The organism is Wenzhouxiangella sp. YN1 (genome assembly GCF_056324145.1).
This window is the reverse complement of the sequence record NZ_JBJNIO010000147.1, coordinates 1-13,596: the sequence shown is the minus strand read 5'-3', so window position 1 is coordinate 13,596 and position 13,596 is coordinate 1. Positions and strand designations below refer to the sequence as shown.

Sequence of the window (13,596 nt, the reverse complement as noted above, 5' to 3'; positions counted from 1 at the left end):
TTGTTCGATGGTCTTGTGCCAAGCCGGAAGCGTCTGCTTCTTCAGCCCGTCAAGAACCCGCACGCGATGGCCACGTGCTGCCCCGAGTTTACAACGACGCCCGGGAAATTGACACCCGTCACGTTATTGCCGCGCAGTGGTCGATTACTCAGCGCCCGGTCGCCGGTCAGGGGCATCGGCGTCGTCGTCCTGCCCCCCCTGCCGATCGGCATCGTGCTCTGCCACCATCCTCAGAACGCGCTCGCGCAGCAGCGCTTCACTGAGCTCCTTCTGGCGCTGCTCGGCCTGGAACGCGCGCAAGAGCGAGGCGGCCATGAAAATCATCAGCACCATGAACGGCAGGGCGGCAATGATCGAGATGGTCTGCAGCGCTTCGAGCCCGCCGCTGGCCAGCAGCACGCCGGTGACCAGCGCGGTGACCACGCCCCAGGTCAGGCGTGTGGGCCGGGCGGGGTTGAGCCGGCCCTGGCTGGTGAACATGCCCAGCACGAAGGTGGCCGAATTGGCCGAGGTGATGACGAACAGCACGATGAGCACCAACATGGCGATACCCAGCAGGCCAGAAGCCGGCAACCCATCGAGCATGGTGAACAACCCGGCGCTCATTTCGCGGCTGACCGCCTCGCCCAGCCCGGCGCCGTCGAACAGCTCGAAATGCAGGGCAGTGCCGCCGAAGATGGCAAACCACAGCATGCTCAGCAGCACCGGCACGCCGATGACGCCCAGCACGAACTCGCGCACCGTGCGCCCGCGCGAGATGCGAGCGACGAAGCTGCCGACAAACGGCGCCCAGGAAAGCCCCCAGGCCCAGTAAAAGAGCGTCCAGCGCTCGACCCAGTCTTCGCCGGTGTAGGGTTCCATGACCAGGCTCATGCCGACGAGGTTGGAAAAATAATCGCCGATACCATTGGTCAGCACGGCGGTGAGAAAATCGGTGGGCCCGGCAAAAAAGACAAACAGCAACACCAGACCGGCCAGCAGCATGTTGGCGTCGCTGACGTAGCGGATACCGGCTTCCAGCGGCGTCAGCGAGGCGAGCAGGAAGATGAGCGCAATGCCGCCGAGAATGGCAAGCTGGCTTTCCAGCCCGAAGGCCACGCCGGCGACCGTGCCGAGCCCGCTGTTGATCTGGATGATGCCCAGGCCCATCGTCGTGGCCACACCGAAGACGGTCGAGACCACCGCCAGCACGTTGATGGCATAGCCGGCGCTGCCGTCAACGCGATCGCCGAGCGCGGAGCGAAAAGTCTCGCTGATCAGCCCCGGGCGGCCGAGCCGGAAGCGGGCATAGGCAATCGCCAGGCCGACGATGCCGAAGTTGGCCCACTGATGAAAGCCCCAGTGAAAGAAGGAATACTGGATGGCCAGTTCGGCGGCCTCGGCGCTGCCCGCCCTGGCCATGCCCAGCGGTGGCGTGGTGAAGTGGCTTATCGGCTCGGCCACGCCCCAGAAGACCAGGCCCACGCCCATGCCGGCCGAAAAGATCATGCCCAGCCAGGTCAGGTAGGGAAACTCCGGGGCCTCACCGTCGGCACCGAGGCGGATGCGGCCGTAGGGGCTCAGGCCCACGCCGATGCAGAAGATCAGAAAGCCGCTGGTGGCAAACAGATACAGCCAGCCGAAGTGTTCGGTGGTGAACGCCAGCGCGGCATTGGCCCAGACCGTCAGCTCGGCTGGCAGGCGCACGCCCAGGGCAACGAAGCCGAGCATGATCGCCAGCGACCAGATCAGGGTCCAGGGGGCACGCTGCAAGCGCCTGCGCAGATTCCAGGAAGACACGGTTCAGCGGCGCGGGCGGGCGGCTGGATTACTACCCTGTGCCATCAATCAGGCTCCGATTCGGGTCGCAGCCTTCATTGTAGGACTTTCCTGCCGGCCAGCAGGCCGCGATCCGGCGACGCCGGCTCAGCGCCTGGGAGAGCACCGAGGCGGCGCGCCAGGCCCGCAGCCGCCGGCGAGAAGAACAGCTGCGCGCTGCAGTGGAGGTCGCCGGAGGCGTGAACGAGATAGACGGCCCAGCCCGGCGGGCGACCCAGGCGCTCGAATTCCGCCCGCGCCTGCTCCTGAATTTCAGCAACTTCGACCTCGGCCAGCAGCGCATCGCCCAGGTCAAGCCGACGCCAGCTCTTGCGGGCGCTCATCATCTGCGCTCGCCGCGCCGGCCAGCGCCCGGAATTGCAAGCCAGCGCGAGCTGCGCCGGCAGTAGTCGAGATAGGCCGCGCCGAAATGCGCGCCGAGCGCGCGCTCCTCGGGCCGGATCTGAAAACGGGTCATCCAGGCAATAAAAACCACCGGGCCAAGCAGGGCCCAGGGCGCGGCCAGCCACACGGCCCAGGCCAGCAGCAACAGCAGCAGGGCCAGATACATGGGATTGCGGCTGTAGCCAAAAACACCGTCGGTTACCAGCGTGCTGGCGCCCTGCGGCCGGATCGGGCTAACCGTCGTGCGAGCGCGCCGAAAAGCGGCAACGGCGCTGGCCCCGATCCATGCCGCCGCCAGAAACAACGCCACAACCAGGGCGCCCGTGAGCAGCGGGGCGATAGAGAGCCGAAACGTCACGCGCGCCAGGCTCCACATGGCAAAGGCGACAAGCACGAACAACAGCGCTGGCGGCAGCTTGAGTTCCAGACGATTCATGCCGGGTATCTTCTGGGGCGAACAACAAAGACTGTCTGCATGGGAACGGCTGGGATGGAGGGGCTCCAGTGTACCCTGCTGCTGACAACAATCGCGGCGGGGTACACTGGATTCAGTCTTCAAAAATGAGGTTTCCCGAGTCATGCAGGTCTGGATCAACGGTCAGCTCGTGCCCGAAGCCGAGGCCAGCGTTTCCGTCTTCGATTCCGGCTTTGTGCTGGGCGACGGCGTGTGGGAAGGGGTGCGCGTCGTCGGCGGGCGGCCGGCGTTTCTCGGGGTGCACCTCGAGCGTCTGGCCGAGGGCGCCAGCGCGCTGATGCTGGCGGGCTTGCCGAGCGAGGCGGAGTTGACGCAGGCGGTCAAGGCCGTCATCGAAGCCAATGAGCTGGTTGACGGTGCGCATCTGCGCATCATGCTCACCCGCGGCGTGCGGCGGGAACCGTATCAGGATCCGCGCCTGATTCACGGCGGGCCTACGCTGGTGATCATTCCCGGGCACCACCCGGTCAGCGACGACATTCTCGAGAAGGCGCAGAAGCTGTTCACCGTGCACGTCCGCCGCGGCGCACCGGACGTGCAGGACCCGCGCATCAACAGCCACAGCAAACTCAACTGCATTCTCGCCCGGATTCAGGCCAGCATGGCCGGGGCTGACGAAGGCCTGATGCTCGATCCCGACGGCTTCGTCGCGACCTGCAATTCCACCCATTTCTTCATCGTGCGTGACGGCGTGGTGATGACTTCCGACGGCCGCTATTGCCTGGGCGGGATCACGCGCGGCCACGTTATCGAGCTGTGCCAGGCTCATGACATCCCCTGCCGCGAAAAGACCTTCAGCCTGACCGACGTGTACGCCGCCGACGAGGCGTTCACCACCGGCACGCTGGCAGGCCTTCGCCCGGTTGGCGAGGTGGACGGGCGCACCATCGGCACGGGCAGCCGCGGCCCGGTTACCGAACGCCTGCAGCGACTTTACGCCGATCTGCTTGCGGGCGAAGCGCGTGCCTGACACGGTTCGCATCGCCATGTGGTCCGGCCCGCGCAACATTTCCACGGCAATGATGCGCGCCTTCGAGAACCGGCCCGATTGCGCGGTCGTCGATGAACCATTCTACGGCGCCTGGCTGAAGATGAGCGGCGAACCACACCCCATGCGCGAGGAGGTTATCGAGGCCATGAATACTGACTGGCGCTCGGTTACCGAAGATCTCACCGGCCCGATACCCGGCAGCGCAGCGGTCTGGTATCAGAAGCACATGACCCACCACATCCTGCCGGAGATGCTGGAAACCGACTGGCTGTCGAAGCTCGTTCATGTGTTTCTCATCCGCGATCCGCGCCACGTCGTGGCATCGTATCTGGACAAGCGCGACACGGTTTCACTCGAAGACATCGGCGTGCCGCAGCAGCAGCGCCTGCATGAATTCATCGTCGGCCGCATCGGGCAGGAGCCGCCGATCATCGACAGCGGCGAGTTCCTCACCGATCCCGAAGGTCATCTGCGCGCCCTGTGCCGAGAGCTGGACATTCCCTTCGTCAACGACATGCTTTCCTGGCCGGCAGGCCCGCGCGACAGCGACGGCATCTGGGCGCCACACTGGTACGGGAAAGTCCACGAGTCGACCGGATTCGGCCCGCCGCCCGCGGCCCCGCCGCAGCTGGAGGGGCGCGCCCGCCGCGTTGCCGACAGCTGCCTGCCCCTGTATAGGCAGCTGTTGAGTCGGCGCCTGCGGCCCTGAGGATCCCGCCGCAGCAACGACTTGTTCAAGCCGAGCGCTTCGCGATGCCTGGCATATTGCAGTCGCCATTTGCGTAATCATGGAACGCCCGTTACAAGCGCCCGCTGACTTGCGGCGCGAAGATTCACCAACCGTTCCAAGACGGAGACGCCTGATGAAACGAACGCTGATTGCCCTGTTGATGCTTGTCACGACCACCGCCGGCGCGGCCGAACAGAATCTGCTGTTCATTTTCGACGCCTCCGGCAGCATGTGGGCACAGATCGAGGGCACCGCCAGGATCACCATCGCCAAAGACGTGATGACCGACCTGGTCGAAGAGCTGCCGGACACCAGCCAGGTCGGCCTGATGGCCTACGGCCACCGCCGCAAGGGCGACTGCGACGATATCGAAACCCTGGTGCCGCTCGGGCCGCTGGATGCCGGCGCAATGATCGAGCATATCGAAGCGCTCAATCCCAAGGGCAAGACCCCGATCACCGCGGCGGTGGAACAGGCCGTCGAGCAGCTGCGCCAGATCGAGACATCGGCCAGCATCGTGCTGGTATCCGACGGGCTGGAGTCCTGCGGCGGAGACCCCTGTGACGCGGTCAGATCGGCCAGGCAATCCGGCGTGGACTTCCAGCTTCACGTGGTCGGCTTCGCCCTGGGCGACGCCGATACCGAACAGCTCGAATGCATGGCCGAGGCGGGCGGCGGGCGGTTCTTTACCGCCGCCGACGCCGATGAATTGACGCAGGCTCTGGAGACCGTCAGCGCGCCGGTCGAGCCGCAGCCGGAAACCACCGACGTCGTCTTCGAGGCCACCGATGGGGAGGACGGGCCGGTGATCACGCGCGGCCTGACCTGGACGCTGCGTCGTGCCGACAGCGACGAGGCGGTGATCGAGAACTTCGATGCCGCGACCCTGACGATGGCCGTCGAGCCCGGCGAATATGTCGCTGAAGTCGAACGCAGCGGTGACGGCGCCACGGCCGAAAAGGCCGTCACGGTCGAGGCCGGCGAGCGCCAGCAGTTTTCCCTGCCGATCGTGGTCGAGCGACCCGAGGCCACGGTTTCGGTGCCTGAAGCCGCCGCGGCCGGCGCCACCATTGCGGTCAGCTGGACCGGCCCGGATGAACACAAGGACTACATTGCCGTGGTCGAGGCCGGCGGCGGCGTGCGAGACCATATCAACTACACCTACACCCGCGATGGCTCACCGCTGAAGCTGACCATGCCGCCAGAGGCCGGCAACTACGAGATTCTCTACGTGCAGCGCCAGGGCCGGAAAGTGCTGGCGCGCGTGCCCATCAAGATCAACACTGCAGAGGAATGACGAACTTGTCTCAGCTCATGCACTGGATCCGCGGAAAGGCCGGGCACGCTTATCGAGCGGCGGCCACGGTCGCACTGATCAGCCTCGCCCCGGTGGTTCTGTTACTGCCCGGCTGCGCCACCCTGTCGGAAGGCGAATGCCTGACCGCCGACTGGTACCAGATCGGCCAGCAGGACGGTCGCCACGGGTTTCAGCGGGCGCGCTTTCACAAGCACCAGAAGGCCTGTGCCGAACATGGTGTGCGCCCCGACGAAAACGCCTACTACGCCGGCCGCCTGGCGGGGCTGGAAAGCTACTGCGCGCCATCGAGCGGTTTCCGCCGGGGCCGCGATGGCGACCGCTACACGGGCGTTTGCCCGCCCGATTGGGAGCCGGCCTTTCTGAGCGAGTTCCGCAAGGGCGAGGAGTTGTATGCGCTCGATCAGGAGATTCAGAGAGTCGAGCGCGAGATTGCCTCCAGGGAGGCACAGCTCGACGAGGAAGATACCGGTGACGAGCTGGCCGACCGGCTACGCAAGGAGCTGCGCGAGCTGCATCGGGACCTGCGTCACCTCAGCCGGGAACTGATCGCCCTGGAGCAGCGCTACCTTTCTCCGCGACACGCGTGGTGACCCGGCCGACCGCCGGGCCAACAGGCGTGCTTCAGGAAATATCCGGCCGCGGGGCCGACGAAGCGCCACCGCTTGCCCGACCATGAAGCAGATAGTAGCGAATCCCGCCAAGCAGGTGGAGCCCCAGCAGAATCGGCAGGAACCACAAGCCGTTATAGACGTGAACGAGCCCCATGAACCCCTGCACCGCTTCGCTCTGTCCGACCGGAATGCGAAAGCTGAACCAGCCGAAAACGTTGACGGCATGGCCGCCGAGGAAGATGGCCAGCGGCCCGGTCAGAACCTGAACGACCAGCGAAATCAGAATCAGGCGGTGCACCAGCCAGGCCAGCCAGCGCTCGCCGCCGGTCGGCCCGACGTTGGGCGGAAAGCCCTCGTAGAGGCGCCAGAACACGCGCCAGAGCACAAACAGCAGCACGAAGAACCCGACCGACACATGCATGCCCATCAAATAGCCGCGCACGTCCTTGCCCGGCGCGAAGGCCGCGGCAAAGCCGATCAGCAGCATGATCACGACCAGCACAGCCGTCAGCCAGTGGTTGATGATGGCAATGCCGGAATAGCGGTTGGTATCGGGCATGGGCTCTCCCTCCAGGGCTTGATATTGACCTGAACCTACCACAACGGCTTGGCTGACAACAATCGCCGCGACCGGCTGGCCGGGCTGAATCAGGATCCGCCGAGGCTGCCGGAGCGGGCGTCGATCACGGCCGCGCCGGCTTTTCCGGGTCCTTGGCCGGCCGTGTGCGCGGGAACCACCGGGAAGCCAGCGCGAACACGGCGCCGATGGCGGCCATGACCAAAAATGCGTCGACATGCCCGATGCGGCTTACCAGCACGCCGGAGGCGGGCGAGCCCACGGCCTGCCCGACGGCAATTGCCAGAAACGGCACGACCGCAGCCAGGGGCGGGTTATGGCTCAGCACACGCACCCCCGTCATCAAGTGGATGCCGGTGAGCGTCATGTAGGCCAGCCCGAACAGGCCGGCCGAAGCAAGCGCGGTACCGACCGCGCCGCCCAGACCGAACACGCCAAGCACCAGCCACAGCCAGCCCGCGATCTCCGGATTGCGGCTGCCGGCGACAACGACCAGGTCGGGCGCGAACACCCAGTAGGCGGAACTGACCAGGCCCAGGCCCAGGCCGAACAACGACAGGCGCCGGGCGCAAACCCGCGAGTCAAGCGAGGAGGGAAGGGGTCGGCCCTGACCGCGATACAGCCGCGAGGCCGTTGGCACCTGGCGCCAGGCCGCGACCGCGCACAACAGGGCCGCGGCGGCGAATACCAGGTAGGCTGCACGCCAGCGATCGGGCAGCAGCACCGCCGTGGGCACCGATATCGCGATACCGATGCTGGTGCCGGCATTCATCACCGCGCTGACCCGGCCGTGCATGAACGGCCTGACCGCCGCCTCCATTCCGGCGGCCAGCGCGGGCATCATCAAACCGGTGCAGATACCGCAGGCGAACACGCCAGCACCCAGAGACCAGGCGCCGCCGGCCGTGGCGATGACCGACAACCCACAGAGTCCGAACAGACTGGCGAGGCAGGCCGTGGTGCGCGCACCGAGGCGATTCGAGATGGCGACGGCAAACAGGCTGGCGATCGAGAAACTCACGAACGCCATCGACCCCACCACGCCCATGATGTCGGGTGAAATGCCGAGATCTTCGCGAATCGCCGGAACATAGAGCCCGAAGGCAAAGCGAGCCAGCCCGTAGCTCATGGCGATCAGCGCCGTTCCGGCGGCAGCGTAGCTCGTGGCGCTGACCGATCGTAATGTCAAAACCGCGCCGCGGCTTCAGGGCGCTCGATGAACGCTGGCCTGCCCGCGCCGGTGCGTGAAGACACCCGGCATGCTCATGCCGTCGCCAGTTCCGCGCGGGCCCGGCCGATAACGCGGACCGCCGACCTGATCAGGTACAACACCAGCAGCGAGGCCACCAGGATGTCGGGCCACGCCATACCGGTCGCCCACACCGCTCCGGCGGCCACGAACACCGAGAGATTGGCGACGATATCGTTGCGCGAGCACTCCCACACCGAACTCATGTTGATGTCGTCGGCGCGGTGCTGCCACAGCAGATACAGGCAGGTGCCGTTGGCCGCCAGCGCGAGCAGGCTGAAGATGCCCATCAGCTCGAAGACCGGCGTCGCCGGCATCACCAGCAGCCGATACGCGATCTGGGCGGCCACGGCAGCGGCGGCCAGCAGGATCAAGACACCCTTGAGCAGCGCCACCCGGGCCTTGGTGCGAGTGCTGCGGGCAACGGCGTAGAGGCTGATCGCGTAGGTAAAGGCATCGCCCAGGTTGTCCAGGCTGTCGGCCAACAGCGCGCTCGAGCGCGCAAACAGGGCCGCGGCCACGATGACGACAAACATCACCGCGTTGATCACGAGAACGACGTTCAGCGTGCCGCGCTGACGCTGGCGCAGCGCATCGATCGAACCGTCATGTCCGCAGCATCCGCCCATTATCCTCTCGCCAATCGGTTGCAGAAACGAGGTGGTAATTCGACCGACAGCATTGCCTTTCAGGCGTTCCCCGTGGTCTTCGAAAACAGGTTGATGACAGCCACGCCGATGACGATCAGCGCCATGCCGACAATGGCCGGCGGATCGAGCGCCTGGCCAAAGAAGGCGTAGCCGGCCAGCGCGATCAAGGCCACGCCAACGCCAGCCCAGATGGCGTAGGCAACACCGACCGGCAGCGTCTTGAGGGCCAGCCCGAGAAAGAAGAAGGCGACGGCATACGATACGGCCACGACCAGCGACGGCCCGATCCGGGTGAAGCCCTCGGCGCTCTTGAGAAAGGTAGTGCCGACAACTTCAGCGACTATCGCAATCGACAGATAGAGCCAGTGAGGCATCAGGTCTTCTCTTCATGCTCATGAACGCGCTGGCCGCGCCCCATCAGGCAATGATCTTCAGTGCCAGCCAAGGCGCAAAGTTGAACGCGAATATCGCGATCTTGTAGAGCGCGAGGTAGTAGAAATAAGCGCGGCCCACATCCTTGCCGTCGAGCCCGAACAGGGCCGAATGAATACGCGCCAGAGGCCTGCGCAAGGTGATCAGAAGCAGGGCCGACAGAGTCAGGACGATCAGGTTGATCACCAGCGACCAGCCGAGCAGCGCGCTCAGTGTCTGCAGTGAAATCATGGCCTCCTCCAATGGCATGCGGTCGGTCAGTCCGACAGGTAGTACTCGATGGTCGAGACCACCCGCACCTTCTTGATGTGCGGCGTGGTCGAGTCACGATCGTTGATCGAGAACTGGCCCTGGCGGGCGCGTTTGATCTTGCCCAGCCGGCTGTTGGAATCCTCGGCGAACTTCTCGGCCACCGAGCGCGCCTTCTTGGTCGCCTCTTCGACCATTTCGGGCTTGATGTCGTTGAGCCGGGTATACAGGAACATGCCGGAACGCTGCCCGGCGTACTGATCGCCGGCCACCACCACGCCGCGCTTGCCCAGCTCGAGCACGTTGGCCATCGCCTCGCGCACCGCCTCGACCTGCTCGGAGTGCACCGTCACGGTGCCGCTGCCGCTGTAGCGAAACTTCACGCTCGACTGATCGCCCCACTGCTGGGCGTATACATCAGTCACGTTCGGCGGCGAGGGGATGATTTCCTCATCGGAAATGCCGTAGCGCTTCAGGAAGTCCCGGATGATGGCGGACTTGTCCTCGATGGTCTGATAGACCTCGTCGAGATCGTTGCTGGCCACCTGAAAAGTCAGCGGCCAGGCAGCGATATTGGCCGTCACCTCACGCTCCGACAGGCCCTTGACGGTCACCGTGCGCTCCATGGCCTTGACCGACAGGGCCGCGTTCCCGGCCACATAACCCAGCAAAGTCAGGCCGACCACCAGACAGATTCCAAGGATCAGTGATCCCGAACGAACGTGATTCGACATCGCGTCACTCCCGGTCAATGCAAATCCTGATCAGCCCTGCAGGCTGCCCGAGCGCTTGTTCAGGGCCCGGATGGCCAGCGCCAGCATCACATACGCCCAGCCGTGAAAGATGAGCTCGATGGCCACCAGCAGGCCGATCAGCCACAGCGCCGATGCCGGCCACTGAAACAGGATCAGGCCACCGAGCACCAGCGACGCCAGACCGGCAAGCGCAATCCAGCCCCAGGCCGCAGCGCTGCCGCGCAGCTGAAAACCCATCAACAGCCGCAACACGCCGATGACGACAAACGCACCGCCCAGAAAGGCGGTGAGCACCAGCGAGCCGGCCACAGGCTCGGTCACCAGCATGAAGCCGGCGGCAAGATAGAGCAGGGCGATGAGCACGTGCAGCATGATGCTCTTCCAGCCCCGGCACTTGAAGGCATCAACAAGCTGAAAGACGCCGCCAACCAGCAGCAGCGCGCCGAAGAACAGGACCGTGACGATTGTCATGGTCACGCTCATGCCCAGGGCAATCACGCCCAGAACGATGAACAGAATGCCCAGAGCCAGCAGCCAGCCCCAGCTGTGGCGTCGCTGGCCAAATACGGTCCTGATCTCCTCGGCTGAACCGGAGAACCGTTCCTGCGATGCGGGTGTCGTCATGGCTTGCTCCTGATGGCTCGGCACGCCTACAGCAGTGCCGGAAGTGGCGCATTGCGCCGTTGTGGCCGCACGCCGTCGACAATCCAGGCAGCGCGGCCAGCACCTGAACCGGTTTTACCAATGAAGTCGTCGGTTCAAGTGTACCAGCCCCGATCGGCGGCCGGCCCGCCGGGCCTGTCAGTCAGGCACCTTGACCACGACCTTGCCCCGGGCGTGCCGGGTTTCGGTCTTTGCCAGGGCATCGAGCGCCTCGTCGAACGGATACACCTTCTCGATTTCGACGCGGATGTGCCCGCGCGCAACGGCGTCCACCAGCGCGCGCAGCCGCTCGCGGGTGTCGCCGTGCTCCATCTGGTGCACGGCAATGTCACGCACCGGCGTCATGCGGCCAGCGTCGCCGGAAACGGTAATCAGGCGCCCGCCATCCCTGACGGTCTCGATGCTGTCATCCCCGGTGCCCGGCTGAATGGCCAGCGTGCCGATCGCCCCCGAGGCGCCGGCAATGAACAGGCAATCACCGGCTTCGAGCGCGAGGCCGCGCATGCACTCCAAACGCCTTGACCTCGATGAGCACTTCATCATCGCTGATCTCGGGGATCGGCACGTCGGCCGGCCGTACTGTCTGGTGCTTCGCCTCCACTCTGATAAATGCATTCATGGCTACTCCCGGGCTGATGCCGTCTCGCTGAACATCGCTCGCGCGTCTCACGCGGCTGGCGTTACACTGGATGGATGACCGAGAAAACAGCTCTGATTACCGGCGCCACCGCCGGATTCGGTGCCGCCATGGTGGCACGTTTTGCCAACAACGGCTGGCGCGTGGTTGCCTGCGGGCGCCGGGCCGATCGGCTGGCCGAACAGGTCCAGCGTTTCGGCGCCGAGAGGGTTCATGCCGCCGCCTTCGACATTCGCAACGCCCGCGAAATGAACGATGCCCTGGCTGCTCTGCCCGCCGGCTTTTCCGACATCGACCTGCTGGTCAACAACGCCGGCCTGGCGCTGGGCACCAACCCGGCGCAAGACTGTGATCCGGACCAGTGGCGGCAGATGATCGACACCAACGTCACCGCGCTGGTGACGCTGACCCACGCCCTGCTGCCCGGGCTGATCGAGCGCCGCGGCGCGATCGTCAACGTCAGCTCCATCGCCGGCACTCATCCCTATCCGGGCGGCAACGTCTACGGCGCCACCAAGGCTTTCGTGTCCCAGTTCTCGCAGAACCTGCGCGTGGACCTGCACGGCACCGGCGTGCGGGTGACCAACGTCGAGCCGGGCCTGGCCGAAACCGAGTTCACCCTGGTGCGCACCGGTGGCGATCAGGCCGCGTCCGAAGCGCTGTATGCCGGCGCCCACCCGATCACCGCCGCCGACATCGCCGAGACCGTCTGGTGGATCGCCAATCTGCCCGCTCACCTCAACGTCAACCGCATCGAGATCATGCCCACCAGCCAGAGCCCGGCGGGGCTGCAGATCTACCGCGAGAACGCGCCTGACTGATTGCTCCCGGGGCCCGTGGTCCGGCCCGAGCGCGCGTCAGCGCAGCTGATCCTCGGGCAGCGCATAGGCAATCACGGCGTCGCCGAGCCGGGTGCCGACATAGCCGTGACCGCCGGCCACGACCACCAGATACTGGCGCCCGTCGCGCCCCAGATAGCTTGCCGGCGTGGACTGACCGCCCGCGGGCAGCCGCGATCGCCACAGCACCTCGCCGCTGCGCAGATCATACGCGCGCACGTAGTAGTCGACCGTTGCCGACAGGAAGGCAACGCCGCCGGCGGTGGTGATCGGGCCGCCGATGCCGGGCACGCCGGTTTCAAACGGCAGCGGAAACGGCGCCATGTCACGCACCGTGCCGTTGACGTGCCGGTAGACGGTCTCGCCGCTGTCGAGATCCACCGCCGCGATATAGCCCCAGGGCGGCGCCTGGCAGGGCAGGCCGAGCGCTGACATGAACGGCTTCAGCACCGCGGCGTAGGGCGCGCCGAAGTTTTCGTTGCCCATCGGATAACCGGGGGCGGAAACAACCTGCTCGAGCGAATCGGGCCGCGGCACCAGCGTCGAGACAAAGCCCAGATACACCGGCATCGCGAACATGATTCGCCGTTCGGGATCCACCGCGACGCTGCCCCAGTTGAAGATGCCGAAGCTGCCCGGATGGGTCAGCGTGCCGGCCAGGCTCGGCGGGGTGAAGCGGCCCTGATAGTTCAGCTTTGCAAGGCGGATGCGGCACAGCATCTGATCGATGGGCGACAGACCCCACATGTCCGCACCGGTCACCGGCTCGGGCGCAAACGAGATTTTCGACACCGGCTGGGTCGGGGCCGGACGCTCACCGGGCACGGCCTGTTGGGAAACGGGCACTTCCTCGACTGGATGCACCGGCTCGCCGCTGCGTCGATCGAGCACGAAGATTTCGCCCTGCTTGGTTGCCTGAACCAGCGCCGGGACGACCTCGCCATCGACCGTGAGATCGATCAGCGCGGGCGCGGCCGGAACGTCATAGTCCCAGAGATCGTGATGGACGGTCTGGAACGACCACGCCACGGCGCCGGTGGCTGTCAACCCAAAGTAGAAATGTCCCCTTTTCTGCCGCTGTTGAATTTTGAGTGGGTATCATCGCCTCGGAACCCTGTTTGGAGCCGGAGTGATGAGCGCCCAGATTTTCGAAGCCGCCCTTGGCCTGACGCCGCCGTGGTTCATTGCTGACCTGGAATTTGACGAGGCCGCGAGGAC

The 13,596-nt window shown here is 65.5% G+C and carries 17 protein-coding genes; 5 read left to right on the top strand and 12 right to left on the bottom strand.

Annotated features, from left to right (window positions below):
- Positions 1 to 144: 144 nt before the first annotated feature.
- From ACEWQZ_RS07355 to ACEWQZ_RS07345, 3 genes are all read right to left on the bottom strand, one after another.
- Positions 145 to 1,752 carry a BCCT family transporter gene (locus ACEWQZ_RS07355; RefSeq protein WP_476482433.1) on the bottom strand — a complete coding sequence of 536 codons (1,608 nt, stop codon included), beginning with the start codon at positions 1,750 to 1,752 and terminating at the stop codon, positions 145 to 147.
- Between the two features lie 101 nt (positions 1,753 to 1,853).
- A complete protein-coding gene (locus ACEWQZ_RS07350; protein ID WP_476482432.1) occupies positions 1,854 to 2,144 on the bottom strand; it encodes a hypothetical protein in 291 nt (96 codons plus the stop codon).
- A complete protein-coding gene (locus ACEWQZ_RS07345; RefSeq protein WP_476482431.1) occupies positions 2,141 to 2,638 on the bottom strand; it encodes a methyltransferase family protein in 498 nt (165 codons plus the stop codon). Before ACEWQZ_RS07345 ends, ACEWQZ_RS07350 begins: the two co-directional genes overlap by 4 nt.
- A gap of 142 nt (positions 2,639 to 2,780) precedes the next feature.
- On the opposite strand from ACEWQZ_RS07345, the gene ACEWQZ_RS07340 reads away from it, so the two are divergent.
- The 4 genes from ACEWQZ_RS07340 (at position 2,781) to ACEWQZ_RS07325 (ending at position 6,306) form a co-directional block, all read left to right on the top strand.
- Positions 2,781 to 3,647 carry an aminotransferase class IV gene (locus tag ACEWQZ_RS07340; RefSeq protein WP_476482430.1) on the top strand — a complete coding sequence of 289 codons (867 nt, stop codon included), beginning with the start codon at positions 2,781 to 2,783 and terminating at the stop codon, positions 3,645 to 3,647.
- Entirely contained in the window at positions 3,640 to 4,377 is a 738-nt protein-coding gene (locus ACEWQZ_RS07335; RefSeq protein ID WP_476482429.1) for a sulfotransferase-like domain-containing protein, read from the top strand. Before ACEWQZ_RS07340 ends, ACEWQZ_RS07335 begins: the two co-directional genes overlap by 8 nt.
- A 154-nt stretch (positions 4,378 to 4,531) precedes the next feature.
- A complete protein-coding gene (locus ACEWQZ_RS07330) occupies positions 4,532 to 5,695 on the top strand; it encodes a VWA domain-containing protein (protein WP_476482428.1) in 1,164 nt (387 codons plus the stop codon).
- A gap of 5 nt (positions 5,696 to 5,700) precedes the next feature.
- A complete protein-coding gene (locus tag ACEWQZ_RS07325) occupies positions 5,701 to 6,306 on the top strand; it encodes a DUF2799 domain-containing protein (protein ID WP_476482427.1) in 606 nt (201 codons plus the stop codon).
- A 31-nt stretch (positions 6,307 to 6,337) separates the two neighbouring features.
- Here the strand turns inward: ACEWQZ_RS07325 and ACEWQZ_RS07320 are convergent, their stop codons facing one another.
- The 8 genes from ACEWQZ_RS07320 to ACEWQZ_RS07285 all read right to left on the bottom strand — a co-directional run bounded on the left by ACEWQZ_RS07320 (position 6,338) and on the right by ACEWQZ_RS07285 (position 11,406).
- Positions 6,338 to 6,886 (bottom strand): cytochrome b, encoded by a 549-nt coding sequence (locus ACEWQZ_RS07320; RefSeq protein WP_476482426.1) that lies wholly within the window; start codon positions 6,884 to 6,886, stop codon positions 6,338 to 6,340.
- A gap of 124 nt (positions 6,887 to 7,010) precedes the next feature.
- Positions 7,011 to 8,093 carry an MFS transporter gene (locus ACEWQZ_RS07315; RefSeq protein WP_476482425.1) on the bottom strand — a complete coding sequence of 361 codons (1,083 nt, stop codon included), beginning with the start codon at positions 8,091 to 8,093 and terminating at the stop codon, positions 7,011 to 7,013.
- 74 nt (positions 8,094 to 8,167) lie between these two features.
- Positions 8,168 to 8,782, bottom strand: a complete 615-nt coding sequence (locus ACEWQZ_RS07310; RefSeq protein WP_476482424.1) for a cation efflux transmembrane domain-containing protein — start codon at positions 8,780 to 8,782, stop codon at positions 8,168 to 8,170.
- Between the two features lie 59 nt (positions 8,783 to 8,841).
- Entirely contained in the window at positions 8,842 to 9,177 is a 336-nt protein-coding gene (locus ACEWQZ_RS07305; protein WP_476482423.1) for a DMT family transporter, read from the bottom strand.
- A gap of 43 nt (positions 9,178 to 9,220) precedes the next feature.
- Complete coding sequence (locus ACEWQZ_RS07300; protein WP_476482422.1) at positions 9,221 to 9,466, bottom strand: DUF6868 family protein; 246 nt, start codon at positions 9,464 to 9,466, stop codon at positions 9,221 to 9,223.
- Between the two features lie 26 nt (positions 9,467 to 9,492).
- On the bottom strand, positions 9,493 to 10,218 hold the full coding sequence (locus ACEWQZ_RS07295) for an SIMPL domain-containing protein (RefSeq protein WP_476482421.1): 726 nt from the start codon (positions 10,216 to 10,218) through the stop codon (positions 9,493 to 9,495).
- Positions 10,219 to 10,248: 30 nt separating this feature from the next.
- Positions 10,249 to 10,863 carry an HdeD family acid-resistance protein gene (locus ACEWQZ_RS07290; RefSeq protein ID WP_476482420.1) on the bottom strand — a complete coding sequence of 205 codons (615 nt, stop codon included), beginning with the start codon at positions 10,861 to 10,863 and terminating at the stop codon, positions 10,249 to 10,251.
- Between the two features lie 177 nt (positions 10,864 to 11,040).
- Positions 11,041 to 11,406 (bottom strand): zinc-binding dehydrogenase, encoded by a 366-nt coding sequence (locus tag ACEWQZ_RS07285; protein WP_476482419.1) that lies wholly within the window; start codon positions 11,404 to 11,406, stop codon positions 11,041 to 11,043.
- Between the two features lie 189 nt (positions 11,407 to 11,595).
- On the opposite strand from ACEWQZ_RS07285, the gene ACEWQZ_RS07280 reads away from it, so the two are divergent.
- Entirely contained in the window at positions 11,596 to 12,360 is a 765-nt protein-coding gene (locus ACEWQZ_RS07280) for an SDR family NAD(P)-dependent oxidoreductase (protein WP_476482418.1), read from the top strand.
- Between the two features lie 36 nt (positions 12,361 to 12,396).
- Here ACEWQZ_RS07280 and ACEWQZ_RS07275 read toward each other — a convergent pair whose 3' ends face one another.
- Positions 12,397 to 13,425, bottom strand: a complete 1,029-nt coding sequence (locus ACEWQZ_RS07275) for an outer membrane protein assembly factor BamB family protein (protein ID WP_476482417.1) — start codon at positions 13,423 to 13,425, stop codon at positions 12,397 to 12,399.
- Between the last annotated feature and the right edge of the window lie 171 nt (positions 13,426 to 13,596).

Excerpts from the sequence above, each read along its gene's own strand:
- ACEWQZ_RS07280 (WP_476482418.1), top strand. The coding sequence starts at position 11,596 with ATGACCGAGAAAACAGCTCTGATTACCGGCGCCACCGCCGGATTCGGT.
- ACEWQZ_RS07285 (WP_476482419.1), bottom strand. The coding sequence starts at position 11,406 with ATGCGCGGCCTCGCGCTCGAAGCCGGTGATTGCCTGTTCATTGCCGGC.
- ACEWQZ_RS07290 (WP_476482420.1), bottom strand. The coding sequence starts at position 10,863 with ATGACGACACCCGCATCGCAGGAACGGTTCTCCGGTTCAGCCGAGGAG.
- ACEWQZ_RS07295 (WP_476482421.1), bottom strand. The coding sequence starts at position 10,218 with ATGTCGAATCACGTTCGTTCGGGATCACTGATCCTTGGAATCTGTCTG.
- ACEWQZ_RS07305 (WP_476482423.1), bottom strand. The coding sequence starts at position 9,177 with ATGCCTCACTGGCTCTATCTGTCGATTGCGATAGTCGCTGAAGTTGTC.
- ACEWQZ_RS07345 (WP_476482431.1), bottom strand. The coding sequence starts at position 2,638 with ATGAATCGTCTGGAACTCAAGCTGCCGCCAGCGCTGTTGTTCGTGCTT.
- ACEWQZ_RS07350 (WP_476482432.1), bottom strand. The coding sequence starts at position 2,144 with ATGATGAGCGCCCGCAAGAGCTGGCGTCGGCTTGACCTGGGCGATGCG.
- ACEWQZ_RS07340 (WP_476482430.1), top strand. The coding sequence starts at position 2,781 with ATGCAGGTCTGGATCAACGGTCAGCTCGTGCCCGAAGCCGAGGCCAGC.
- ACEWQZ_RS07320 (WP_476482426.1), bottom strand. The coding sequence starts at position 6,886 with ATGCCCGATACCAACCGCTATTCCGGCATTGCCATCATCAACCACTGG.
- ACEWQZ_RS07300 (WP_476482422.1), bottom strand. The coding sequence starts at position 9,466 with ATGATTTCACTGCAGACACTGAGCGCGCTGCTCGGCTGGTCGCTGGTG.
- ACEWQZ_RS07330 (WP_476482428.1), top strand. The coding sequence starts at position 4,532 with ATGAAACGAACGCTGATTGCCCTGTTGATGCTTGTCACGACCACCGCC.
- ACEWQZ_RS07310 (WP_476482424.1), bottom strand. The coding sequence starts at position 8,782 with ATGGGCGGATGCTGCGGACATGACGGTTCGATCGATGCGCTGCGCCAG.